This is a genomic window from Alicyclobacillus fodiniaquatilis, from assembly GCF_042678105.1.
Taxonomy (GTDB): domain Bacteria; phylum Bacillota; class Bacilli; order Alicyclobacillales; family Alicyclobacillaceae; genus Alicyclobacillus; species Alicyclobacillus fodiniaquatilis.
Map to the genome: position 1 here is coordinate 161,300 of NZ_JBHUCX010000092.1, position 25,421 is coordinate 186,720.

Consider the following 25,421-nt stretch of genomic DNA (forward strand, 5'->3'; position numbering starts at 1 on the left):
CTACGAACAAATTCACATCTTTAATTCTGTGCCGTGAAAAACTTCGAGATTCGCTCCTGAAGGTCCGAATCACCAGCATTGCCAATCAACGTCCAATCTTTTCCTCTCGCATTACAATTGATGCATCGTAAGCGTGGTTCGGCTGTTGAGGTATGATAACCACATTTCTGACATATATAGTACAACGCTTGCACACTCATCCCTCTCTTCGTTGTGTTTGTGAATCTCCGATAGTACACGCATCACTGCGAGCTATCTTCAGTTAGCGTCCATGTCGCGCCATTCCACGTACTCGACAGACCGATGCTTCAAAATAGGTTCTTTCTCGTGATTTAATCTAACAAATTTCTATCAACAAAAACTAAACACAAATCGCGAATCTTTCTATATTTCAAAAGTCAATCAGCTTCACAAATTATGAGCCAACTCGATTGTGACATCACCTGCTCGTTTCGGCTCGACATCACACAATGCAGAGATCGTAATTCGTGCATTGTATAGGAAATGCGGCTTAATCTGCCCACAAAATGCAAATGGGGTGGCCGCCCTTTCGGACAACCACCCCAAACCGCATCTCTACGGTCTATCTTATGGAGCCACCTGTCGGATTTGAACCGACGACCTGCTCATTACGAGTGAGCCGCTCTACCCCTGAGCCAAGGTGGCAAAAAATAGCGGCGGAGGGTTTACCCCTCAACATACAGCAGTTTATCGTGTATGTTGCCCATCTATATTCCTGCGCGAACTGAACGGGTGCTTACGAAGCATTTGGCGGAGAGAGAGGGATTCGAACCCTCGAGACGGGTTTATCCGCCTACACGATTTCCAATCGTGCTCCTTCGGCCAACTCGGACATCTCTCCGTGAACCGTGTCACGCGACGTTTAGTATCATAGCACGGTCTTGTCCAAATGCGCAAGCTTTTTTTGTTCAAAATTTCATTAGAAAATTACTGGGTTACACTGGACTGATTGAGTAATATATCATTTAACGCCAAAACATCGTTCAAGATGAAATCAGCCTTTAGCTCTTCGAATTTGGGCCGTGCCAATTCGCCTTCTAAACCTGTCAAAACGGCGGCAAATGACGCACCCAGACTCTTGGCCGCCAGCGCATCTGCGATAGAATCCCCGACAATGAGCACCTCATTGCGGCAGTCCAGCGGCAGACTTTTTGCAAGCAGCGTCTGTGGCTCATGTTCGCCTGTGAGGCTGCGCAGATAAGAGAACGGATGCGGCTTCGACAACGGACGAGCCGCCGGCACTGCCGTCTCCGCCTGTAAAACATCCGAAGCCGTGGTGACGTACTGTACCGAAAAGAAAGACCACCAACCAAAGTGCGTCAGCGGCACCTCGGTCTCAATGCGCGGTCGCCCTGTACCTATACCAAGATGGATGCCCCGGCCCTTCAACTGTTCGAACAGCAAAGCCAGTGATTCCGGCGCCACAAGCGGCTGTTCACTCGCCAAAAAGCCTTGTTTGCCAATGCTTTGTCCACTGTATTCATCGCCGAGGTACCACTCCTGGAACGTATCGCGGCCCAACGCCCACAGACTCTGCTCGTCTGCTTCCGGCGCTACTTCTCGCAGTAAAGCGCGCGCAATGGCAAACAGTTCGTCACGCGACGTCGCTCTGCCAAAAACGTCATCATACGCCTGCCAAGCGACACGTGTTGACCCAATGTTCTCCCGTATCAGTGCACCCAGTTGACACAACGCATCCGCCGTCCAGCCGTCTCGGAGCGCCGCTTCAACCGCTTTGGCGACCGACTCCGTGCGGGGCAGTTGACCCAACAATGCCGCAAATTCAGCCACGAAGCCCAAATACACCATATCCCAATTGGCGTTGACACCCACGTTCTTCAACCGCTCCAGCACTTGATCACGCTGGAAGACGGCGGATCGAACCGCTTGAATCTGCTCGTCGTCAGGTGTCATCGATATTCCTGGTTGGCCCACATCTGCCCCAAGAAAACGCGGACTGCCGAGCAATTCATAGATGGTCAAAGCCGATGCGTCAAAATAGCGCTCTTCGCTCAACATGACACCATCAATATCAAATAAAACCGTGTTAAACAATCAACCCGCCTCCAGTTATATCACCTTGGCACGACAAACACTCACTGATGTTGACGCGCGAATGCCTGCATAAACTCGGCAAACCGATGCGCAGCCGCCGCTGGCACAGCATTGTACAGCGATACGCGACACCCGCCAACCGAGCGGTGCCCTTTCACACCGACAAATACTTTCGCCTTCGCCTCTGCGAGGAATTTTTTCTCCAACGCTTCATCCCGCAGGCGGAAAGTCAGATTCATCGCAGACCGAGCAGCAACTTCCGCATGTCCTACGTAGAATTCCGGGTGTTCGTCAATGACCGAGTAAATCGATGCCGCTTTTGCTGCATTTTGTCTTTCGATGGCAGTGACTCCGCCCTGCTCCGCAATCCACTCCAACACAAGGCCCATCACATACACAGAGAATGTCGGCGGTGTGTTGTACATAGAATTGTTTTTGGCATGGACGTTGTAATCCAGCATAGTCGGGACATGCTGATTCGCCTTGGCCAACAGTTCTTCGCGCACAATGACCACTGTCAGTCCAGCAGGCCCCAAATTCTTTTGCGCGCCCGCATAAATCAAGGAAAAATCCTGCACCGGGATCGGACGCGATAAAATATCACTCGACATATCCGCAATCAAAGGAACGTTCACCTTGGGGAACGAGGACCATTGTGTGCCATAAATTGTGTTGTTGGATGTAATATGCGCATAAGCCGCACCTTCCAACAAACCCACATCCAGGTGTGCCGGAATGGTTCGGTAACCGCCCGCTTTTGCCTGCTCGTCGCAGCGCACTGCGCCAAACTGCTGCGCCTCTTTCACCGCCTTTTCCGACCACACGCCAGTCAGCACATAAGCCGCAGTTTGATCACGCCCCAAGAAATTCATCGGAATCATGGCAAATTGCAAGCTGGCGCCACCTTGAAGGAAGAGCACACGGTAGCCATCCGGAATCGACAGCAACTCGCGCAAGCGCGCTTCCGTCTTCGCTTGAATCGACTCATATGTGTCACTGCGATGACTGAGTTCAAACACGCTCATGCCCGTATAGTTGTAATCGGTTATCTCCCGTTGAATCTGTTCCAGCACAGGCAAAGGCAAAGCAGCTGGGCCCGCGTTAAAATTATCTATCCGGTGCATGTCATTCCCTCCTCACAGTTCGATTGCCCGCACCATGGAAATACCATCTACCTTCGCGATCTCGGCGATGACATCGCTCGACAATGCCCTGTCTACCGTCAACAGCATCACGGCTTCGCCGCCGCTCTCCCGGCGACCGACCTGCATGCCCGCGATGTTGATGCGCAAATTGCCGAGGCATGTGCCAATGTGTCCGATCATTCCGGGTTTATCCACGTGGCGCGTAAACAGCAAATTGCCTTCAATCGGCATGTCGATTGCATAGCCATCCAACTCGACTAAACGCGGACCAGATTCATGATATAATGTGCCGCCTACCCGATGCGTCCCATTTTCTGTGACGAACGAGATGGAAATTTCATTCGTGTAGACAAGTCCGCGCGACTCGCGCACTTCCTTGACGCGCAGCCCTGCTTCTTCCGCAAATGTGAGCGCGTTGACATAGTTGATATCGTCGCTGTATTGAAATCCGAATAGCCCCTTGAGCACCGTTCTGGTCAAATAGCCGCCATCTCGTCCCGCAGCATCGCCAGTGTACGTGACGGTCATTTCCGAAGGCGCGCCTTGCGCAATATGCGCCGCGAACAGGCCCAGTTTTTCCGCAAGCACAAGATAGGGCGCCAATTGCGCCTTCTGCTGCGCATTCAAACTCGGTAGATTGACCGCATGCTCAAACGGTTCGTCCATGAGCACGTGAATCACTTGCTCTGCGACCTGAATCGCCACGTTTTCTTGCGCCTCCACCGTCGAAGCGCCGAGATGTGGCGTCAGAATGACATTTTCAAATTGACGCAAAGGATGATCTTCCAGTAAGGGCTCCGACTCGAACACATCCAACGCCGCGCCTGCAACGCGTTCTTCCGCCAAAGCTTCACATAGGGCCTGTTCATCAATGATGCCGCCGCGCGCGCAGTTGACAATGCGAACTGTTGGTTTTACCAGCGACAGCCGCTCTCTGCCAATCAGGTGGTGCGTCTCCTTCGTCAACGGTGTATGAACCGTGATAAAATCGGCGCCAGCGACCGCCTCGTCAATACTTGCCTTGACAACACCCAAGCTGTTTGCGCGTTCCTCTGTCAAAAATGGATCAAAACCAAGCACTTGCATGCCGAACACTTTCGCGCGTTTCGCCACTTCTGTGCCGATTCTGCCCATGCCCAGCACAGCGAGTGTCTTGCCACGCAATTCAACACCCACCCAACGCTTGCGGTTCCATTTCCCGCCGAGCAAGTCCCGATTCGCCGCTGGGATATGCCGCGCCAAACTGATCATCATGGCGAACGTGTGCTCAGCCGCAGCGATGGTGTTGCCGTCCGGCGCATTGATGACCAGCACGCCTTGTTTTGTCGCAGCCTCCAAATCGATATTGTCCACGCCCACACCTGCGCGGCCAATCACTTTTAGGCGTTTGCCGGCTGCAATGACCGCTTCATTCACCATGGTCTGTGAACGAACGACAAGCGCATCCGCCTCTGCAATGGCTTCTAGCAGCTCCGTTTCCGATAGATTTGTTTGCACGTCGACCTGTACGTCTGGAACACCTTCCAATACTTCAATCCCACTCTTAGCAATATCGTCTGTGACCAATATGCGGAACATCCATGCTTCCCCCTTGTTCAAAAAACAGCCTACAAAAAAGCCACCAGGACACTTTGAACCAAATCAAAGCGCCCAGGCGGCCGGCATCGCAACACGTCGCACTCCCCTGTGGTATGGTCCACTATCCGCCAGTCATGCAACGTTTTATTGGTGATTTCATGGTTTTACACGTCCTACGACAACGCCATTTACAGTTACAACGTTTCAGAACCGCAACCATCCATGTCGATGGAAAGCGCGCAAACAGCGCACTGCCAGACCACCGAATTTATTTTCAGGATAGACCGCCATGCGTGATGCATCCCACACCAGCAGAATCATGAAAATGTCAGTCAATCGAGGCATCGCGGATGGCGCACGCACAGGTATCAACTTTATTTTCAGGATAGAAGAGGTTGTATACATGCGTCAAGTAGAAGAGCCAAAATATATTCTATACTGAACATTCCAATACAGCAACCGAAACCCAAACCAGCCAGTTCGCATACACAAAACTGGCTGGTTTCGCATTAAGATTCCGTCACCGTGAGATCAGCTTCCCTCTCCGCTTCAACAAACGTGCGATGCAATGCCTGTACGGCCGCCTCCACATCACCTGCAGGAATCACGCAAGACACCTTGATTTCCGAAGTGCTGACCATCTGCACATGAATATCTGTGTCGCGCAGCGTGACAAACATCTGTGCGGCAACACCAGGATTGCTGATCATGCCTGCCCCGACAATCGACACTTTCGCCAACTCAGCCGCGCTTTCGATCCGCTCGAAATGAAGCCCGTTCCGCAATGTTTCAACGACTTCAACCGCTTTGTCGATGTCTGCCTCATTTACCGTGAATGCGACATCGACCGCAGCCTCACTGACCACACTTTGGACAATGACGTCGACATTGACGCCGTGTTCTGCAAGCTTCGAGAAGATGGATGCCAACCCGTGCTGCTTTGTCGGCACACCAATGACCGCAATCCGCGCCACCTGACGTTCAAATGCGATGCCTGTAACGACCTGACGCTCTTCCATTTGATTCTCCATCATAGACACGACTTGTGTTCCATCCTCCTCTGAAAAACTCGAACGAACGATTAACCGCACCGAAAAATGCTTGGCATTTTCAACCGCGCGCGGGTGCAAAACCTGTGCGCCGAGGTTGGCCAACTCCAGCATTTCATCGTATGTGACATAGTCCAGCTTCTTCGCTTGCCGCACCACACGCGGATCTGTCGTATAAACCCCATCGACATCCGTATAAATTTCACACGCGTCCGCTTCGAGCGCAGCCGCCAGCGCCACCGCCGACGTATCGGAACCGCCGCGTCCAAGCGTTGTAATCTGGCCTGCTGCAATCCCTTGAAAACCAGTTACAATCGGTGTAATTCCTTGTTCCAACAATGTCTTCAACGCGTTTGTGTCAATCGACGTGATGCGGGCGTTTTTATGCACCGCCTCTGTCTCAATCCCTGCCTGCCACCCCGTCAAGGACATCGCAGGACAGCCAATGTGAATCAAACGCATGGCCAACAGACTTGCAGACACCTGTTCTCCTGTCGCCAAGAGACTGTCCATCTCCCGGTCAGCGGGCTTATCCACAAGCTCACTTGCCAATGTCACCAAAGCATCTGTACTATGCCCCATCGCCGAAACCACGACGACGCACTGATCCCCTTTGGCCACAGTTCTGCGCACACGCTCGGCAACCGCCCGGATTCGCTCCGTCGTGCCGACTGATGTGCCGCCATATTTTTGTACAATGAGCACGGTCTCCACTCCTTACAGTTGCGGTACCTCTCTCTATTTTGCCTATCATACCGCACATGACAGGGATCGAAAAGCCCGTGCTACAAAATTCCGATTTATTCCACAGACTTCAAGCCAAGCCGCAGCGTTCTTTTGCCAACGCCAGCTGCAATTGGACCGCAGAAGGCGCAGTTCCGCCCCGCGATTGGCGGGCGCGCACAACCGATGAGGGCGACAGGATATCATAGACGTCTTCACCGATTGCAGCGACTTTTTCCTGCAAGAAAGCCAGAGGCAAACCAGCGAGGTTCGTTCGCCGCCCAATGGCAGTCTGCACCCACTCGCCGACAATGGCGTGCGCTTCGCGAAATGGCACGCCCAAGCGCACGAGATGGTCAGCCAAGTCCGTGGCATTGGAAAAATCGTGGGCGAATGCCGCTTCCAGTCGATCCGTCCGGATTTGCATGCTCGAAATCGTCCCCGCCATCAAATGAAGTGCCGGTATGACCGTGTCGACGGTGTCAAAGGCGCCCTCTTTGTCTTCTTGCAAATCTTTGTTGTAGGCTAAAGGAAGTCCCTTTAACACCGTAAATAAACCCAGCAAATGGCCATACACACGCCCCGTCTTGCCCCGAATCAACTCCGGCACATCTGGGTTTTTCTTCTGTGGCATCATGCTCGAACCCGTCGCATACCGATCCGCCAGTTCGATCCAGCCAAACTCCTCCGTCGACCACAGCACCAACTCTTCTGACAAACGAGACAAATGCGTCATGATGGTCGACGAGGCAAACAGCAGTTCCAAGAGATAATCCCGGTCAGATACAGCATCCAACGAATTTTCGTACAATTGCGTAAAGCCAAGCTCGTCCGCGACCATCTGTCGGTCGATTGGGAATGTGGTCCCAGCCAGGGCGCCCGCGCCCAGCGGCATCATATCCGCATGCGCCAACAGCGTTTGAAACCGCTGCTTATCGCGTTCCAACATCCATACATACGCCAAAAAATGATGTGCCAACAAGACGGGTTGCGCTCTTTGCAAATGGGTAAAACCAGGGATGATGACCTCAAAATGCTGTTCCGCCTGTGTCGTGAGCGCTTGTTGCAACGTTTTGATGGCATCGAGAGTCTCACCGCAGACGTCCCGGACAAACAAGTGCATGTCCAAGGCAACTTGGTCATTGCGGCTTCTTCCTGTATGTAACTTGCCCGCCACTGGCCCGATACGTTCCGTCAAAAGTCGTTCGACATTCATGTGGATATCTTCATCGTCGAGACGAAATTCAATCTTCCCTGCTTCGATATCCTGCGCCAACGCTGTCAAACCGTCGATGATCTCGCGTCCTTCAGCAGCCGAGATGATCCCGCACGCCGCAAGCATGCGGGCGTGCGCGATGGATCCGGCCAAATCGTAGGCAGCAAGTCGGTTGTCAAACGAAATGGAAGCCGTGTATTTCAGCACCAAGTCGTCTGTGTCTTCGCCAAAACGGCCTCCCCAGAGCTTCATACGATACTCTCTTCCCCTGCCGCAATGACGGAAACACCCAGGTCATCCATCGCTGTTTCACTCGTCCCTTGCGCATGCAGGGTTGCATGGACAGTCGTCGGCAAGCCCCACAGGGAGATGAATCCAACCGCAGCCATGTGATCAAACGAATCCCCCGTCGTGTACGTGGCGAGATCGTGGCGGTACAGGGAATATGGAGATTGACGGCCAGTCACTTGGGCTTGACCCTTGTACAGCTTGACACGCACAGTGCCTGTGACATGCGTCTGTGTTTGATCGATAAATGCGTCGAACGCCTGCTTGAGCGGCGAGAACCAGAGACCGTTGTAAATCAGCTTGCTATATTCCAGTTCCAAGCCCATCTTGTACTGCAGCACCTCGCGTGTCAGTGTGAGATGCTCCAATTCTTGGTGCGCCGTGATCAAAACGCGCGCAGCCGGCGATTCGTACACTTCACGCGATTTGATGCCGACAAGCCGATTTTCGACGTGATCGATCCGGCCGACGCCGTGCTTGCCGCAAATGCTGTTCAACTGATGAATCAACGTCTCCAACGGTAGCGTTTGACCGTTCAACGCAACCGGAACCCCTTGCTCAAAGGCAATCAGCACATCCTCAGCGACATCTGGCGCAGCCTCTGGCGCGACAGTCCACTCAAACGCCCCTTCCGGCGCAGCCTGCCATGGATCTTCCAACACGCCGCACTCGATGGCACGTCCCCACAGATTGGCGTCAATGCTGTACGGATTATCGAGATTGACCGGAATGGGCACATTGTGTTCGTCCGCATACCGGATCTCTTCATCCCGGGTAAAGCCCCATTCTCTGACCGGCGCCACCACTTTTAAATCTGGCGCCAACGCCTTGATGGACACCTCAAACCGCACCTGGTCGTTGCCTTTTCCCGTACAACCGTGCGCGACGGCAACCGCCCCTTCTGCCGCCGCGACTTCCACCAACAATTGCGCGATCAAAGGACGTGACAACGCCGAAGCCAGTGGATATTTCCCTTCGTAAAGCGCATTTGCTTTCAACGCTGGTGCGATAAACTGCTTGGCGAAGCGGTTTTTAGCATCAATTTTGTACGATTTGATGGCCCCCACTTGAATCGCCTTGTCTTGGACCGCCTGCAGATTGGCCCCTTCACCGACATCAAGACACATCGTGATGACATCATAATTGTAGTGATCTTTAATCCACGGAATCGACACAGAAGTATCCAAACCACCGGAATATGCCAATACTATTTTTTCTTTCATCCCAAGTCCTCCCCAAATGCGCCCGCATCCGCCATCAGCGCAGCTAGAATTGCTTTTTGCGCGTGCAAACGATTTTCGGCCTGATCAAAAATCACGGAATGTTCACTTTCCATCACAGCTTCTGTCACTTCTTCGCCACGGTGGGCAGGCAAGCAATGCATAAACAGATAGTCGGCTGCCGCATGTGACGCCAGTTCGTCATTCACCTGATATGGCGCAAAGATGGCACGCCGTTCATCTGCTTCGGATTCGTCGCCCATGCTGATCCATGTGTCGGTGTAAATGACGTCGGCGCCCTCGATTGCGCGAATCGGGTCTGTTGTGACAAGCACTTCCGTATGTTGCTGTACAGCATGGAATTTTGCTTCTTCGATGACGCTGGCCATCGGACGGTATGCCGCTGGCGTCGCTACACGAATGTTCATACCAAGTTTCGGCGCGATTTGCAACCATGAATGGGCCAAGTTGTTGCCATCCCCGACATACGCCACCGTAACGCCTTCCAATTTCCCTTTGTGTTCGAGAATCGTCAAGACATCCGCCATCAATTGACATGGGTGAAATTCATCCGTCAAACCGTTGATAATCGGAATTGACGCGTATTCCGCGAACGTTTCGACATCCGATTGCCGATACGTCCGAATCATCACGCCGTCCACATAGCGCGACATCACGCGCGCCGTGTCCGATATCGGTTCACCGCGGCCTGTTTGCATCTGATTGCCGGGCAAAAACAGTGCATGCCCGCCCAGTTGCAACATGCCAACCTCAAATGAAACACGCGTGCGCGTCGAAGATTTATCAAAAATAAGTCCCAACGTCTTCCCCGCCAAAAGCGAGTGAACAAAATTGGTCTTTTGCGCCTCTTTTAAAACTTGTGACAAACGAACGAGATTTCGCAGTTCATCACTCGTATATCCACTAAATTCGAGCAAATCCCGTCCGCAAAGCGTCTGATGCGCTTCCCAGAGCGCATTTTGCAAACGAACAGACAAATAGTTCGATCCCAGCGAAGTCACCGCTGCCGGGCCTCTCCCCACTACACTCGCTGATTCCCACGTCGCCACGAGCAAGACTCCTTCCACACGTCCGTCTAAACGCAACGTTGGCTATATTTTGTTATGAATGATTATACACTATTATGTATAGTTATCAATCGTTTGTACGATGATTCATATGGAAACCAAGATATTTCACAGATTCTACACGATCACAATGCCAAATCATTCAGAATATACACTGCGCACACAGCCAGTCGAGCACTACAGGCAACGCACATCCAAAAAACGCGAAGGGACAGGCCCCTCCGCGTCTTAACAGGGAAATCGCACAAAACTCACTCTGTTGCGATGTCTTGATCCGTAATTTCGTGTGCAGGTTCAATCATCATAAAGTGCATCGATGGATGCTCAATCAACGACTGCAGTTTCTTGCCAGCTTCCTGTTGACCATGTTTGCGCAACTCTCTTTGATATGTGCTCATCAATTCGACAACGTCTTTCTCACCTGCTTGGTCAAGGAACCGCAAACTGACTTTTGCACCCTTTGCAATTCTGCGGCGCAACGCAGCTTCATCCAAGCCCAGCTCTGGCTGATAGCGAAGATACACGCGTCCGCCCGTCATACCGGAACAAATCCACGGACCCGGATCTCCCATAATCAGCGCGCGCCCTGCAGTCATGTACTCAAAGGCAAAACCTTTGATGTTCGCCCGACTGCCGATGGATGCCAAACTGTCATTCACAGGCCGTGTCACTTCACCGCCAATGATGATGTCAGCCCCTGACAAACGGATGCCAGCACGCGCATCCGCATCGCCTTGAATGATAAACAGTCCATGTCCCGCGCCATAGCCGAGTCCCTTGCCGACAGAACCGCCACGCCAGACACCATCAGAACAACGACCTTTCAAAACGACAATCTTTCCGCCAAATGCCGCTTTACCGACGCCATCCTGTGCACCCCCGTGCGCGACACTGGACATACCTACCGTGTGGTAAGCTGCAAAGCCTGCACCGGCCACACCATCGTGCACGATATGCCGAACCTCGTTGTTCCTTGCGCTGCGTACACTTTCACCGCTTTGGCGAATGCCGAGCGCCCGTGGCACAGCTTGAATTTTGGTCGACACTGCAGAAGTCGTCACGCCATCATGAACGACGACACCATCTGTCCCAGTTGCCACAGGGTAGCTGGACACTTCCTGCATGACATCTCCATAAGCTTCGTCAAACGATCTCGCCCGCACTTGCGTGCCGCGTCCGATAAACGTCTCGTTGACGGCGCAAAGCCAATCCGTGTCAACACGAGATTGATCCGCCAAGCTCACGAGCAAATCGCTGCGTCCGACCAAGTCCTGTGTGCGCTCTGCCCCAAGCTGTTGCGTCAATTTCGCAATGTGCTTGCCGACTGCGCCGAAGAACGTCACCAGTTGTTCGACCGATTCTTCGAACTCACGCGGTGTAAATGACTTCAAGCCTTTTTCCTTCGCCTCTTCCATATCGTGCATCTGTGTCGCGATGCCAACGTGACAAGTGTCCTTGTGACAAGCGCGACAGGACGTACAGCCAATTGCCACCATCGCCATGGTGCCAAAACCAGCGCGATTGGCGCCAAGCAAAATCGACTTCATGACATCGAAGCCCGACTTCATGCCGCCATCGGCCCAAATTTCAACGACATCGCGCAGTCCCGCTTCACAGAGCGCCTGGTGTGCCAACTTAACCCCGATTTCCATCGGCAGCCCAACGTGGCGAATGGCGTGTGAACGCGCTGCACCGGTGCCGCCATCGAAGCCAGAGAGCGCCACTACATCTGCGCCCGCCTTGGCGATCCCGACCGCAATGGTGCCGATATTCGGAACCACAGGAACCTTGACGGACACCTTGGCGTACGGATTGATTTCCTTCAATTCATAAACAACTTGCGCCAAGTCCTCAATAGAATAAATATCGTGGTTGTTGGATGGCGATATCAGATCGACGCCTTGTGTCGCGTTCCGCGCGTTTGCCACCTGAACCGTCACTTTTGAGCCTGGCAAGTGGCCGCCTTCACCTGGTTTTGCGCCTTGCCCAATCTTGATCTCCAACACATAAGCGCCGTTGCAGAGGTCCGCGTTGACCCCAAAGCGGCCAGATGCGATTTGACGACCGCGATTGCGCGGATACTTGCTGAGCAAATCTTTGATTTCGCCACCCTCGCCGTTCAGCCCAACGATGTTGAGACGATATGCCGCTTCCGCATAAGCGCGATAAGCCACTTCGTTCTGTGAACCGAAAGACATGGAACTGATGACAAACGGGAAATCATGTCCATCAACCGATGTATCGACCGTCGCATCCGCATCCGCATCCGCATCTCCGCCTGCAATGCCCAATACATGGCGCAAACTCAACGGATTGTCCGTTTCAAATTGTGACAGTTTCGAAACATACTCATCATACGACAGCGCGCCTTGAGCAACCGAACCTGCAGCTTTCCAAATGCGCGGATACAATTGAAACAGCTTGTTCGGCCGCACCGACTTCCGATCTTCAGCGCCATACCATTGATACTGCAGTTCCGACTGTTCCTCCATCCGGGCGAATGTGAGCCCTGCGCTCTCACTGCCACAGAAAGACGGGATGGCAAGGTACTGACTCACTTCGTCAGACAACCCTATCGCGCCGAACAACCGTTCATAGCCCCGTACTTCGTGGATGCCCAGTGTGGAGATCACTTTCTCAATGCCTTTTGACAAGGCCTTGTACAGATTCTCAATCGACTGCAAATCACCCTTTGACGCAGCTGTTTCCCACATCAAGTAAGGAACGACCGCATCGGCACCAAGTCCGAGCGCGACCATGATGTCGTGCAAGTTGCGCAACCCGCCACTGCGCAGAATTAAGCTGGTGCGGCGGCGCAAGAATTCACCCTTGCCTTTGCTTGCCGGACGCAACAACGCTTTGTGAATCGCCGCTGCCACCAAAAACGGATCCACATGCTGCCCGCGCTTAAACTGCAGTCGGTCATCCAGTACAATTACGTTCGCGCCAGCTTGTACGGCTTCCAACGCTTCTCTTTGAAAACGTTGCAACGCGGCGAGAATGCCCTCTTCTGGCTCCCGGTGAATCAAAATTTCAACCGTTCCATGCGGACTGTTGTGCAACAGCGCCAGAACATCTTCATAGCACATCGTGCCACAACGGTGAGCGAGATTTTGTATATCCTGCAATTCGACACCGTATGATTTCGGCAATTCTTCGAGTAAAATCGGTGCGTTGACCTCAACGCGCGGCGCATCATGGTACAACCCGTCAAACGATGGACGACGACCGAGCACTGCCCGTGTGCTGAAATGTTCGATTTCCCGCTCGCGGTCAATCGCCGGGTTCGTGACAACGGCCACCGTTTCGTGCAGATAGTCTGACAACAGCGTCACTTCATCGGACAACGCGGCAATCGGACTGTCAAAGCCGAGCGACTTAATCGGTTCGCCGCCTGTTTGAATCTCTTGTTCAATCAGTTTTTGATCATCATCGCGGAAGCCAAATGCCAGCGCCCGAATTGCAAGCGGCTTTTCATCTCGCTCTGGATGCAGGACTTCACTTTTTTGACTATACGGCACCGCAAAGTGGAGATGGCGGTGTTCATCGCGGAAGTTGAACCGCGCTTTCGCCGCACGCAACACTTCTTGCTGCAATTCGGAATATGGATACAAGCGAGCCCCCGCATCAGCGGTCCACTGAACACCGACCTTCTCTCCGGGTGACAATGGTTTGGGTTCTTGCGCCCAGGTGGTTTGCGGCACGATGCCCTGCTCTGAACTAAAGCAGAACGCGTCAACCGTCTCAACCAGCCACATCGGTCGCAAACCCAGTGCGTCAGTGCCAAACACAGCTGAATTGCCGTGACGCATCATGACACCCGCCGGTCCCTGCGCGAAAGGTCCCCATAATGAACGATAGTACATGTACAAATCAGATAATTCTGTCGACATCTGTTTGATTTCATGCACGATGGGCGGGAACAACAGCTCGGCTGTCTCAAACAATGACCAACTGCGGTCTGAGACGAAGGACAGCAAAGCCCGGTCCACCATCTGGGAATCACTGAAATCCGGACGAACAGGCACCCCCACCATCGACGCTTCCGTGAAAAAGCGAAGAATGGTGTTGATTTCCCCATTGTGCCCTAGTGAAGAAAATGGTTGGACACGTGGGAACGACGTCGTCGTATTCGTCGAATAGCGCGTATGCGCCAAGACAAACGTCGACGCAAATTGCGGATGTTGCAAATCTTCATAACAACGATAAAGCGTATCGTCGTTGCCAATTACTTTGTATACGACACTGTGGTGAGAAAGCGACACCACATGCACGTCTGAAATTTGGTCAATCGCCGTAAATGCCGCACTCATCCGCGCGTCGTCTACAGTGTGCGCACGGCCCGCCACCTGACAAAAGAGGGGACTGACCGCTGTGGCCATCGGCCCCAGGGCTGTTCGGTTGAGACCGTCCGTCTTGACCAATAACACTTCAAGGTCTTGTGATTGCAGTTGTTCAACAATGAGGTTGACTGCATTTTCTGGTACGTTATTCCCAACAAAGAAATGACCGACAAAAAAATCTTCCGCAAATGCCACGTCTTCCGACACACCAGCTGCTTCAAGTCGCAGTTGCCATAACTTGCGCGGCACGTCGAGCAGCAAACCGCAACCGTCACCTTCACCTGCGACATACCCCGCGCGGTGACGCATTGCCTTTAGTGCTTCCAGTCCATGGTGAACCGTGTCATTTGAGGGCTGACCAGATTTGTTGATTTGTGCAAAAATACCACAGGCATCATGTTCTCGATGGATATCTGCTGATAAGGCATGTAAGTCCACTGGCGCCACTCCTTTTTGCAAAATATTTTGACACTCTCTCTTTATCTGCGTCAATCGACAATTATTGCGTTTCGTGAACAAAATGAAAACATCATGAAAAAATATACGTGATATTGAATAATAATGCTATCGCATGCTATAACTATATGCAAGTTCGAAAGGAGGTATCTGCTGTGGAAATCCGCAAAGCAGCCTCTTCCGATATTGAAAGCATGCAACAGCTGATCCAGCAATTCGCTGAAATTGGGTTAATGCTGCCAAGAACCGTTAAATCGCTGTGTGAACATTTGCAAAGCTTTACAGTTGCAGTAGACAACGGACGTGTTATCGGAGTAGCTGGCCTTCATATCCTTTGGAAAGACCTAGCAGAAATCCGTTCGCTCGCTGTGGAGCCTGCGTCACATGGCCACGGCGTCGGACGACAACTTGTGCGACAACTTGTGCAGGAAGCGGAACAACTCGGTATTGCACAGGTTTTATCTCTCACTTATCAGACGCAGTTCTTTGAAAAGCTAGACTTTCACGTGGTTCGTAAAGAAAGCTTGCCGCACAAGGTTTGGAAGGACTGTATCTACTGCAAGAAGTTTTACCACTGTGACGAGGTTGCTATGGTGTATTATACACGATATTACGACCGTTTCCAAGCGACCAAAGAAGCTTGACCCGTTACCGAGGAGTGGAGTGTTCTCATCTACGCAGCCGACGCCAAAATGTGCAAATGTTTAACCAAATCGCGGAGATTTGAAATCTCTCGCGATTTGGTTATTTAAAGTTACTTTAACTGCTTACACTCGTCAAGACCCCAAGTGCATTTGCAAACTGATCCACATGAGTTTGATCGATGATCAAAGGAGGCACAATTCGAATGCGACAAGCGCCGCAAGATGTCACCAACAAGCCCAATGCGGCCGCCCTGGCGACAAAATTCGCCGCGTCCGGCACGTCAAATCCCCACATCAACCCCCGACCGCTCACGTTTTTGACATACGTATGCAATACAGCTTCAATTGCGTCACCGATTTCACGCACATGCGCCAAAAATTGTTCCTTTGCCACTGTGTCTACCACATAATTTGCAACGGCCATAGCGAGCGGATTCCCACCAAAAGTCGTCCCATGGCTCCCCGGGGTAAACGCATCGGCGACTGCTTTTTTCGCCAACACCGCACCAACTGGCATACCATTGCCCAGTCCTTTTGCCATGGTGACAATATCCGGTTTGATACCGACTTCTTCATAAGCAAAAAATGTGCCAGTGCGACCAACGCCCGTTTGCACCTCATCCACAATGAGCAAAGCGCCAACAGCGTGCAAACGGCTTTCCAAGGCGCGAAGAAACGCCGGATCGATCCCTAAGACGCCTGCTTCTCCTTGAATGACCTCCACGATGCAGGCCGCAACCGTTTCATCTACAGCGGCAAACACGCTGTCCAAATCAGGCGGAGTCTCACAGTTTGGCACCAGCGGCGTAAACCCTTCATGATAAGCAGCTTTCGGCGTCAGCGACAGCGACCCCATCGTGCGCCCATGAAACGCCTTGGGCAGCGATAAGACGCGCGACTTTTCTTCACCATGCCCTTGCTGCATCTGATAGCGGCGAGCGAGTTTCAGCGCCGCCTCATTGGCCTCTGTGCCACTGTTGACAAAAAGCACTTTGACATCGTCAGCAAGCCCCGACAAGGAGGCGAGTTTTTCCGCCAAGGCGAATTGCCCCGGAATGGCATAGAGGTTGGATGTGTGTATCAACGTACTGGCCTGCTCGGCAATCACCTGCGCCACGCCTGGATGTGCGTGACCCAAATTGCAGACCGCTATCCCCGCCGTAAAATCGAGATATTCCTTCCCGGTTTCGTCATACAGATATGCTCCTTGCCCGCTCACCATCGTCAACGCCCGTTGACCATAGTTGTTGAACAAGTGCTGTTTGGTTTGCACCGCAGTGGTCATTGAACCACCTCCCGATAAGTTTCCGCCGCTCGCAAACACGTGCCAAACGTGCGCCTTGACGCGTCAAACTCCGCAGTCGGGCGCGCAATGGCAAAGCGAAGACTTTCGCCGTCCTGACCATCCACAACCCATACTTCCCCGGTTCCATGTTCAGCCGCCAAAAGCATCGACTGCACCTTCGGCACCATTCCCGCTGTCAACTCATCGGCTTCGAGCGCGCGGCGAAGCGTCGTCGCTGTCACATCGTAGTATTGAACGCCAGCCTTGAAGTCGGCGAAGACACCCGCCACATTTGTGCACAACACCAACTTGTCGGCGGAGCAGGCCACCGCCACATGCGCAGCGACTGTGTCTGCGTTGAGATTGTAAAAGGCGCCAGCCGCATCTTTCCCATAAGGCGCTAAAATCGGTATCTCACCGCGATGACAAACAGCCAATAGACAGTCACTGTCAATGGCTGCCACGTCACCCGTCCGCCCGGTTCCAACATCTTTGGCGATAACGACATCGCCGCTGGTCAGCGAACAGACTTGGAATCCAGCTTGACGAATGTCCTCCGACAGCGTGGCATTGCAATGCGCCAACGCTTCCATGACGACAGGCATCGCCCTTTGCGTCGTCACGCGCAGGCCATCGACAAAGGGCAATTCGATGCCCTGTGCAGTCAAGCGTCGTGTGATCTCCGGTCCGCCGCCGTGAACAATGACGACTTGATACCCAGCAGTCTGACAAATTTGCAACGCCGCAGCCAGTTCTCTCTGACCCTGACCGTCAAGCGCGCCACCAACCTTCAGAACGACAAGCACACTATCCCCCCCTACATCCACAACGCAGCGGCATTCAAGCCGTCCGTTTCATTGCGTCTCAACATCAAGTTTGCATTTTGCAGCGCCTGCCCTGCCGCGCCTTTTTGCAAATTGTCGATCACGCTGAACACCTGCAGCACCTTTTTCTGTTCGTCCAGCACAAGCCCAATGTGACAGAAATTCGTGCCCTGCACCGCCTTGATGTGCGGCACTTCCCCATAAGGCAACACATGAACAAACGGCTCATTCGCATAGGTTTCCAGATAGCGTTGATAGATGGCCTCCCTATCAACTTCCGTGGTCAACGTGATATAAACACTCGCAAAAATACCGCGCGAGACTGGCAATAGCTGTGTCGTCAGGACAATCGGCACTTCTGCGCCCAGCGCTTGCTCAATTTCAGGGACATGTTGATGTTTTCCTACTTTGTAAGGGTAGAAATCATCCGTCAATTCGGCAAACTGCAGATGGGTTTTGGCGCTGCGCCCAGCGCCTGTCACCCCTGACTTTGCGTCAACGATGACAGGGATACCCGCCTGCAGAATCGGATGATCTTGGAGCGGCTTCAACGCCAGGACGGCAGCAGTTGCGTAACAGCCAGGATTGGCAACCAGTTGTGCAGACGCGATTTCATCCCGCGCAAACTCGGTCAATCCATAAACAGCCGCTGCTTGCGCTGACGTCTCGACTGGTGTATGTCCATACCATGCTTGGTAAACGTCTGCCGGCAGACGAAGATCTCCCGACAGGTCTATGACACGCAACCCCGCCGACCACAACGCCGCGGCAACACGCCCCGACTCACCCGAAGGCAGCGCCACAAAAGCGAGATCGCACGCCTGTTTGCACGCTTCGACATCAAACGCCTCTACCGATACACCCTCTAAATGAGCTAGATGCAAGAACATGGCGCCAAACGATTCCGACCGAGCGCGAGAACCCGCTAAATATGTCAGTTGCACATTGGGGTGAAGCAACAACAGGCGAATCAGTTCCATACCAGAGTATCCTGTCGCACCGATTACACCCACACGTGGCTTTGACTCGCCCACGAATAAACATCCCCTAAACTGTATTTTCATTCAGTATAACGAAATCATCAGACAAAGAGAAGTCCCGATAATATCGAGATTGTTGTCCAATTCACACTGCTGCCTAACTGCATGTTTCTGTGCGAATGTACGTATCATCGGGCGTCTGTCCCATCATTGCATGGAGTATCTCGATGAGGAGGGATAATTGATGGGTGTTTTCGGCGGTTATACACGATGGGCGGTTGTATTTCTGATTATTTTCGTATTATTCTTCTTGCTGTGCCCAGGTGGTTACGGCTATGTTGGAGGACCAGAAACCGCAATCAACATGACACAATACGACACGACAACCACCACCGGTTACGAGGTCGATCACGTTGGTTACGGTTACGGCTACCCAGTCGACTATTCCGAAAGCAGCAGCAGCTGATTCACGCATGTGGCCGCATTGTCGCACATGCATGCGATTCCAAAATATTCGAGCACACAAACGAGACGTCCACGCTTGCTGCGATTGGGCGTCTCGTTTGCGTCATTTGGTACATTCTATACATATCAGCCGCCTTCCAGCGAACGACAACACAACTATAGGAGGTGCTCACTTGTTCAGCAACCCAAGTGACGAAACCATCGCAAAGATCCTGACACATGCGCGAACCATCGCCATCGTCGGCTTATCTGACGATCCGACACGAGCAAGTTACCAAGTGGCAAAATATTTGCAAACCAACGGCTATCAGATCATTCCCGTGAATCCACACGCCGATGAAATCCTCGGCGAAACAGCCATTCCATCACTGCAGGATGTAGACGACGCTGTCGATATCATCAACGTCTTTCGCCGCAGCGAAGCGCTGCCGGAGATCATCGAAGCATCTCTCGCACTGTCCGCACCGGTGATTTGGGCGCAATTAGGCATTTACAACGAGGAAGCCGCGGCGATTGGACTGCAGCACGGGAAAACGATCATCATGGACCGCTGCATCAAAATTGAACACGCGCGCCTTGTATAAAAAATCAGGACGGGCGTCAGATGACACCCGTCCTGATTTTATGACGCAGACAACGCTTGTCCATTCCACTTCAATGAGAATGATTACTTTGCGAGTGATGACGTGGTCGTTGCGGCGAATGCGTTGAGATTGTGCAAAGCTAGAAACACTACCCGGCTCAACGCTTGGTATCCAGATGCCGTTAAATGAATGCCATCCTCGCTGAGCATATCTTGCCAGTTCACCACTTGGCCATCCTGCTCCCTTACATCGATCTCGCTCACCTGAAGTTCGCGGAGTCGCTGACGCAGCGCATGATGGTAACCGGTATGCCAATACTCGATACCTCCACAAAGCGCAATCCAGTGGGCAATTTGTTTGCCGAATGCTTTGGCGAGGTACTGATAGTAACGAACAGGATCGAGCGGGACTAAGGTGAGAAAGATAGGGGTGGCGCCGATGTCGCGTATACGTTTGACGAGGTTTGTGACATTGTCTATGTACCTACGCAGTGGAACATAGGGTTGATGGTTGGCCTCAGGACTTGCGGCCACCTCCCCCCAACGAAAATTGCAGTCATTCCCACCAATTTCGACAAGGACGACATCTGGCTGTAACGCGAGCACATCCTTGTCCAACCGAGCGAGCAACGTGTCCGAATTGTCGTTGAATGCGCCACGATTGAGGACCTCAACCTTCTTTTCTCCGCGGAGAGCTGCTTGCAACAGGCTAGGATAGTTGTCACGCACAATTCGCGGTCGATCGTGCACAAATGTCACACCTCGCGTGAGACTGTCTCCAGCGCATACAATACGCATTTTGTCTCCCTCCGTTTTCCAGACGTTTAGACAAGCCAATTGTACACCACTCGTTGTATACAGATGTACACAGTGAACAAAGTCAAAACTGTGATCAACGCGGAAAAAATGTTGAAAAATGATCCACTGACGGCCTATATCCGCAAAAAAAAGCCCCCCGGCATCAACCGAGAAGCTTTTGCGACTACTTCACTTTTCACTACGTGGCGCGTTCGGAGGGGTTCGAACCCCCGACCTCTGGCTCCGGAGGCCAGCGCTCTATCCAGCTGAGCTACGAACGCAAGCGACGCTGTGTATCATAACACAGACTCGCGCCACCTTGCAACACTAAAATGCACATTCGCATTTGACTGTTGTTCACTCAGTCCAGAAAGCACGAAAATCAGACAACCGGTGTGGTCAATACATCCAAAATGGCGCCAGCTTTATGGTGACATTCCTGCCACTCGCGCTCTGGATCACTATCCAAGACAATGCCAGCCCCTACTTGCACATACTGTGTGCCATCCACTTCGATGACCGTGCGGATAATGATGGCTGTATTCGCATTTGCATCTGCGTCCACCATGCCGATAAAACCGCCATACGGACCTCGACGCACCGGTTCCAATTCGTCAATGATTTCCATGGCGCGAATTTTTGGCGCGCCGGATAACGTGCCATTCGGGAATGTCGCCAACAAAGCATGAAATACGCTGATATCCGACTGCAATACGGCCTCTACGCGCGAGACGAGGTGGTACAAATGAGAATACCCTTCCACCACCATTAAATCCGGCACATGTACAGAGCCTGTCACTGCAACACGCCCTAAATCGTTGCGGCACAAGTCCACAAGCATCACATGTTCCGCACATTCTTTTTCATCTGCCCGCAATGCTTCCACCAAACGCCGATTCTCTGCTTCAGATTGCCCGCGACCGCGCGAAGTACCGGCAATCGGCTTCATTTCTGCCCGACCTTGAATGCAGCGAAATTGAACTTCAGGACTTGCGCCATACAGGCGCATACCCGGGTATTCGGCCACAAACATATATGGCGAAGGGTTGAGCTTGCGCAAAGCGTCATAGGCTTGATAAGGATGGATGGCACCCTTGATGCGCATCCGGGTCGATAAGACCACTTGAAATATATCCCCTTGGCGGATATACGCCTTCGCCTTTTCTACATTGTGCTGATACATATCCGAAGGTATGTCATACGCAACCTCAGGCGGCTCACTCGATTCAATCTTGCACTGATTCAGCAATTGAGGCTCACCTAGGCCAAAGCGCGCAATTTCGCACAATTGCGTCACAACTTCGCTGATCTGTTTACCCAATCCGTCACTTTCTTGCCCGAATACAGAAGCATCATCCTGACGATAAAGGGTGATTTCACCAGGGACAAGTTGCACAATGGCGGCATGCCACGCTAGGCGCACATCCGGCAAAGCGCGATCATCTTCGGTTGTCTTCGGCAGTCGTTCCAAATAATGAACAGCATCAAAACCAGCATATCCGAGAAATCCGGCGCTAAACGGCTGCTCCATCTCCCTGGCACAGGTCTCCTTGAGGATTTGGCGGATCGATTCGAGAAAGGCCATCGGGTCTTCCGGCCGAAACAAAAATGGTTCGTCTGACACCGCGCTCGTCCATACAAGAGCGGCCTGCGCATCCTGCTGGATACGGTTCTGCATCGTTTCAAAGAGATTTTCCAAAGCAGAATTGGCAAATACCGCAACCAGCCCATCCTTGATTTGCACCTCAACCACAGGACACAGACCAACCAAACTCATCTGATAAAGCGCACTGTCATCGGCGCGCCCAGCTTCCAACAAAAACGCGTGGTTTGGCGCGACAATCGACTGCAAATGCAAATATAGATAGAACGGATCAACGGTTTGATCCGTCGCAAATGTAAACTTTTTCACAACAAATATGCCCCCATTCTTGCTCTCCTATCAATAAAATCGGTACTTCGACCACCCTACATCCCGATGTTTAGATCAGCGGCATGTTCATGGCCTGTTGGTCAAAACGAATAAAATACGATGGTTTATCTTTGGAAAAATAAGCAATTTGACCTCAAGCCACCATCGAAAGGAAGTTTGCAATCATTTGCTTGCCGTTCGTCGTCAATATCGACTCTGGATGAAACTGCACGCCAAGCGCGCCTGTCGGCTCATGCCGCAGCGCCATAATGACATCATCGACATATGCAGTCACAGTAAACGGCGATGGCAAAGATTTTACATCAACTTCCAAAGAATGGTACCTTGTTGCCTGGAATGGGGAAGGAATTTGCGCAAACAAAGGATCTCCATTGTGCTGGATAAGCGAAGTTTTTCCATGCAACGGGCGTTCCGCTTGAACGACGTTTCCGCCGAATGCCGCTGCCAAAGATTGATGCCCTAGGCAGACGCCAAGCACAGGAATACGCCCCGCAAAATACTGAATACATTCAATGGAGACACCTGCCTCAGCAGGTGTACACGGACCAGGGGAAATCAATACAGCGGATGGTTTCAGTTGGCGCAGTTCGTCAAGCTTAACATCATTCCTGCGAACAACCACCTCACTACCCAACTCACAGCAATATTGCACTAAATTGTAAGTAAATGAATCGTAGTTATCGATCATCAATAACACTCGGCTTCTCTCCCCTCGGGCGCACAAGGCTGTCCGCCACACTCTACTCAACTGTCTCAACTTACACCAACCGTACATGAGAACCTCCGCATCGTCAACCATCAAGGCGGGATAATCAAATAAAAACTTTGCTCAATACGCAAAAAGACCCACCTAAATGGTGGGCCTAAGAGGACTCGAACCTCTGACCTCACGATTATCAGTCGTGCGCTCTAGCCAGCTGAGCTATAGGCCCAAGGTGATGGATCTTTTTGCATTATGTGGCGGAGCTGACGGGATTCGAACCCGCGGTCTCCTGCGTGACAGGCAGGCATGTTAGGCCTCTACACCACAGCTCCACATGGTTGCGGGGGCAGGACTTGAACCTGCGACCTTCGGGTTATGAGCCCGACGAGCTGCCAACTGCTCCACCCCGCGTCGATATATAGTTGGTGGGCGGTGGCAGGATCGAACTGCCGACCCCTCGCGTGTGAAGCGAGTGCTCTCCCCCTGAGCTAACCGCCCTGGTGACCCCAGCGGGATTCGAACCCGCGTTACCGCCGTGAAAGGGCGGTGTCTTAACCGCTTGACCATGGGGCCAATACTGGCTCCCCGAGTAGGATTCGAACCTACGACCCTCCGGTTAACAGCCGGATGCTCTACCGCTGAGCTATCGAGGAATACTGGTGGAGGTAAACGGATTCGAACCGATGACCCCCTGCTTGCAAGGCAGGTGCTCTCCCAGCTGAGCTATACCCCCAGTGGTGCCGAAGGCCGGACTCGAACCGGCACGGTTTCCCGCACGATTTTGAGTCGTGTGCGTCTGCCAATTCCGCCACTTCGGCATGGCGTGCCCGGAGAGATTCGAACTCCCGACCTCTTGATTCGTAGTCAAGCGCTCTATCCAGCTGAGCTACGGGCACATACTTGTCTTAAAGGACGAGCTGTATCATAACACGTCCGCTTCTTGAATGCAACAACTTTCGAAAATGCTGGTGGGCCTAAGAGGACTCGAACCTCTGACCTCACGATTATCAGTCGTGCGCTCTAGCCAGCTGAGCTATAGGCCCTTATGTAATAAAAGCAAATCTCAAAGTGTCACGAGCGATATTCTACAGGAGTTTCATCATCAAAGTCAATCATTATTTTTGAACCGAATATCTTGCCCTTTGATTGTACATCTGAAGCACTTGATCCAATGCCTTCTGCCGTCCCCCCGCTAAATCTTCAGAAATCGCTGTATTCATATTGGCAATACCTACTCATAAAAACACCGCGTCATTGATTCGCAACGCGGTCATGATATCCCTTATCCCCAAAAACTACACATTTCCTATATTCTGTCCAACATTTGAGTTCATTTTACATGATAAAATGTCAACCAAAATAAATTCAAATATATTTCATAAAATCCAAAACGGCAAAATCGGCCCAAAGGACCGACTTTGCCTGTCTTTTTAAACAGGTTTAAATGTATGACAACACGTATTGGCCGGGTCACTTGCCGACTGTGTATGGTCTAAATCCACCATAATCTCATTTGCGATCTCTTCGTTGAAATTCGCGTTGGCGTTCTGGTTGACCGTGACCATAATGGCTGGTGCACCACAGTTGTTGTCATCTTTCCAGAAATAGCAATTCGACACACTACATTTCACATCCACTTTCATTCACACGTCTCCTTTCAATCAGTGAATTCCGAGTTCTTTTCTCACCGTCGGCTCCATCATGTCCGGGTTCCATGGCGGATCCCACACCAAATCCACATTCACATACTCCACATTCTTGGCATGCGCCCCCGCCGCCTCAATGGCATCCAAAAATCCCTCTTGCAATGGACATCCAGGCGTCGTCAGCGTCATCACGATATTAAGTTGCCCATCTTTCGGCTCGTTGATGTCGTAAATCAGGCCGAGATCAACGACGTTAATACCAATTTCAGGATCGATCACTTTTTTCAAATTTTCTCTGACCTCATCCGTGCTTATCAGCTTCTACACCTCCACTTATCATCGTTTAGCATGGAACCAAATGAGCGCGAATATTTAGGC

General features: G+C 52.1%; 20 protein-coding genes, 13 tRNA genes and 1 riboswitch. Of the genes, 3 read left to right on the top strand and 30 right to left on the bottom strand.

The features are described from left to right. Nucleotides 1-408: 408 nt before the first annotated feature. From ACFSB2_RS22185 to ACFSB2_RS22235, 11 genes are all read right to left on the bottom strand, one after another. A complete protein-coding gene (locus ACFSB2_RS22185) occupies nt 409-567 on the bottom strand; it encodes a histidine kinase (RefSeq protein WP_377945283.1) in 159 nt (52 codons plus the stop codon). A 24-nt stretch (nt 568-591) separates the two neighbouring features. Next, nucleotides 592-666: transfer RNA gene (locus tag ACFSB2_RS22190), tRNA-Thr, on the bottom strand. A 103-nt stretch (nt 667-769) separates the two neighbouring features. Continuing rightward, a tRNA-Ser gene (locus tag ACFSB2_RS22195) sits at nt 770-862 on the bottom strand. Nucleotides 863-948: 86 nt separating this feature from the next. Next, a complete protein-coding gene (locus ACFSB2_RS22200; RefSeq protein WP_377945284.1) occupies nt 949-2,076 on the bottom strand; it encodes an HAD family hydrolase in 1,128 nt (375 codons plus the stop codon). Between the two features lie 41 nt (nt 2,077-2,117). Then, nucleotides 2,118-3,200: a 3-phosphoserine/phosphohydroxythreonine transaminase gene (gene serC, locus ACFSB2_RS22205; protein WP_377945285.1), complete on the bottom strand. Its 1,083-nt coding sequence runs from the start codon at nt 3,198-3,200 to the stop codon at nt 2,118-2,120. A gap of 12 nt (nt 3,201-3,212) precedes the next feature. Further along, the gene (gene serA / locus ACFSB2_RS22210; protein ID WP_377945286.1) at nt 3,213-4,799 is read right to left on the bottom strand and encodes a phosphoglycerate dehydrogenase; all 1,587 of its coding nucleotides are present in this window, start codon (nt 4,797-4,799) and stop codon (nt 3,213-3,215) included. Between the two features lie 63 nt (nt 4,800-4,862). Beyond that, nucleotides 4,863-4,945: riboswitch (ZMP/ZTP riboswitch) on the bottom strand. 363 nt (nt 4,946-5,308) lie between these two features. Next, nucleotides 5,309-6,553, bottom strand: a complete 1,245-nt coding sequence (locus ACFSB2_RS22215) for an aspartate kinase (RefSeq protein WP_377945287.1) — start codon at nt 6,551-6,553, stop codon at nt 5,309-5,311. Nucleotides 6,554-6,662: 109 nt separating this feature from the next. Next, on the bottom strand, nt 6,663-8,039 hold the full coding sequence (gene argH / locus ACFSB2_RS22220) for an argininosuccinate lyase (protein ID WP_377945288.1): 1,377 nt from the start codon (nt 8,037-8,039) through the stop codon (nt 6,663-6,665). After that, the gene (locus ACFSB2_RS22225; RefSeq protein WP_377945289.1) at nt 8,036-9,298 is read right to left on the bottom strand and encodes an argininosuccinate synthase; all 1,263 of its coding nucleotides are present in this window, start codon (nt 9,296-9,298) and stop codon (nt 8,036-8,038) included. Before ACFSB2_RS22225 ends, argH begins: the two co-directional genes overlap by 4 nt. Continuing rightward, nucleotides 9,295-10,293 (bottom strand): ornithine carbamoyltransferase, encoded by a 999-nt coding sequence (gene argF / locus ACFSB2_RS22230; RefSeq protein WP_377945462.1) that lies wholly within the window; start codon nt 10,291-10,293, stop codon nt 9,295-9,297. Before argF ends, ACFSB2_RS22225 begins: the two co-directional genes overlap by 4 nt. 341 nt (nt 10,294-10,634) lie before the next feature. Beyond that, nucleotides 10,635-15,164, bottom strand: a complete 4,530-nt coding sequence (locus tag ACFSB2_RS22235; protein WP_377945290.1) for a glutamate synthase-related protein — start codon at nt 15,162-15,164, stop codon at nt 10,635-10,637. A gap of 173 nt (nt 15,165-15,337) precedes the next feature. On the opposite strand from ACFSB2_RS22235, the gene ACFSB2_RS22240 reads away from it, so the two are divergent. Beyond that, nucleotides 15,338-15,826: an N-acetyltransferase gene (locus ACFSB2_RS22240; RefSeq protein WP_377945291.1), complete on the top strand. Its 489-nt coding sequence runs from the start codon at nt 15,338-15,340 to the stop codon at nt 15,824-15,826. A gap of 115 nt (nt 15,827-15,941) precedes the next feature. On the opposite strand, the gene ACFSB2_RS22245 is transcribed toward ACFSB2_RS22240, so the two are convergent. From ACFSB2_RS22245 to argC, 3 genes are read right to left on the bottom strand one after another with little or no spacing between them, the layout of a single operon-like run. Then, nucleotides 15,942-17,111: an aspartate aminotransferase family protein gene (locus ACFSB2_RS22245; protein WP_377945292.1), complete on the bottom strand. Its 1,170-nt coding sequence runs from the start codon at nt 17,109-17,111 to the stop codon at nt 15,942-15,944. Next, the gene (gene argB / locus ACFSB2_RS22250; protein ID WP_377945293.1) at nt 17,108-17,917 is read right to left on the bottom strand and encodes an acetylglutamate kinase; all 810 of its coding nucleotides are present in this window, start codon (nt 17,915-17,917) and stop codon (nt 17,108-17,110) included. Before argB ends, ACFSB2_RS22245 begins: the two co-directional genes overlap by 4 nt. A gap of 11 nt (nt 17,918-17,928) precedes the next feature. After that, the gene (gene argC / locus ACFSB2_RS22255; protein ID WP_377945294.1) at nt 17,929-18,969 is read right to left on the bottom strand and encodes an N-acetyl-gamma-glutamyl-phosphate reductase; all 1,041 of its coding nucleotides are present in this window, start codon (nt 18,967-18,969) and stop codon (nt 17,929-17,931) included. A gap of 190 nt (nt 18,970-19,159) precedes the next feature. Here argC and ACFSB2_RS22260 point away from each other — a divergent pair, with 190 nt between their 5' ends. Beyond that, nucleotides 19,160-19,381, top strand: a complete 222-nt coding sequence (locus ACFSB2_RS22260; protein WP_377945470.1) for a hypothetical protein — start codon at nt 19,160-19,162, stop codon at nt 19,379-19,381. A 172-nt stretch (nt 19,382-19,553) separates the two neighbouring features. Further along, nucleotides 19,554-19,964: a CoA-binding protein gene (locus ACFSB2_RS22265; RefSeq protein WP_377945295.1), complete on the top strand. Its 411-nt coding sequence runs from the start codon at nt 19,554-19,556 to the stop codon at nt 19,962-19,964. Nucleotides 19,965-20,047: 83 nt separating this feature from the next. Here the strand turns inward: ACFSB2_RS22265 and ACFSB2_RS22270 are convergent, their stop codons facing one another. The 16 genes from ACFSB2_RS22270 to ACFSB2_RS22345 form a co-directional block, all read right to left on the bottom strand. Further along, a complete protein-coding gene (locus ACFSB2_RS22270; protein ID WP_377945296.1) occupies nt 20,048-20,761 on the bottom strand; it encodes an SGNH/GDSL hydrolase family protein in 714 nt (237 codons plus the stop codon). Between the two features lie 204 nt (nt 20,762-20,965). Further along, a tRNA-Arg gene (locus tag ACFSB2_RS22275) sits at nt 20,966-21,042 on the bottom strand. Nucleotides 21,043-21,143: 101 nt separating this feature from the next. Beyond that, nucleotides 21,144-22,673: an anthranilate synthase component I family protein gene (locus tag ACFSB2_RS22280; protein ID WP_377945297.1), complete on the bottom strand. Its 1,530-nt coding sequence runs from the start codon at nt 22,671-22,673 to the stop codon at nt 21,144-21,146. 154 nt (nt 22,674-22,827) lie between these two features. Beyond that, nucleotides 22,828-23,391, bottom strand: a complete 564-nt coding sequence (locus ACFSB2_RS22285; protein WP_377945298.1) for an anthranilate synthase component II — start codon at nt 23,389-23,391, stop codon at nt 22,828-22,830. 158 nt (nt 23,392-23,549) lie between these two features. Further along, a tRNA-Ile gene (locus ACFSB2_RS22290) sits at nt 23,550-23,626 on the bottom strand. 26 nt (nt 23,627-23,652) lie between these two features. Continuing rightward, nucleotides 23,653-23,729: transfer RNA gene (locus ACFSB2_RS22295), tRNA-Asp, on the bottom strand. Nucleotides 23,730-23,732: 3 nt separating this feature from the next. Next, nucleotides 23,733-23,808: transfer RNA gene (locus tag ACFSB2_RS22300), tRNA-Met, on the bottom strand. Between the two features lie 12 nt (nt 23,809-23,820). Then, nucleotides 23,821-23,895: transfer RNA gene (locus tag ACFSB2_RS22305), tRNA-Val, on the bottom strand. Continuing rightward, nucleotides 23,896-23,970: transfer RNA gene (locus ACFSB2_RS22310), tRNA-Glu, on the bottom strand. It abuts the tRNA gene before it with no gap. Nucleotides 23,971-23,975: 5 nt separating this feature from the next. Beyond that, nucleotides 23,976-24,050, bottom strand: a tRNA-Asn gene (locus ACFSB2_RS22315). A gap of 4 nt (nt 24,051-24,054) precedes the next feature. Next, nucleotides 24,055-24,130: transfer RNA gene (locus tag ACFSB2_RS22320), tRNA-Ala, on the bottom strand. 2 nt (nt 24,131-24,132) lie between these two features. Continuing rightward, nucleotides 24,133-24,215 (bottom strand) — tRNA-Leu (locus ACFSB2_RS22325). Between the two features lies 1 nt (nt 24,216). Then, nucleotides 24,217-24,293 (bottom strand) — tRNA-Arg (locus tag ACFSB2_RS22330). Between the two features lie 70 nt (nt 24,294-24,363). Further along, a tRNA-Ile gene (locus tag ACFSB2_RS22335) sits at nt 24,364-24,440 on the bottom strand. Between the two features lie 387 nt (nt 24,441-24,827). Then, nucleotides 24,828-25,040 (bottom strand): DUF1540 domain-containing protein, encoded by a 213-nt coding sequence (locus ACFSB2_RS22340; RefSeq protein WP_377945299.1) that lies wholly within the window; start codon nt 25,038-25,040, stop codon nt 24,828-24,830. 18 nt (nt 25,041-25,058) lie between these two features. Further along, entirely contained in the window at nt 25,059-25,361 is a 303-nt protein-coding gene (locus tag ACFSB2_RS22345; RefSeq protein ID WP_377945463.1) for a metal-sulfur cluster assembly factor, read from the bottom strand. Nucleotides 25,362-25,421 lie beyond the last annotated feature (60 nt).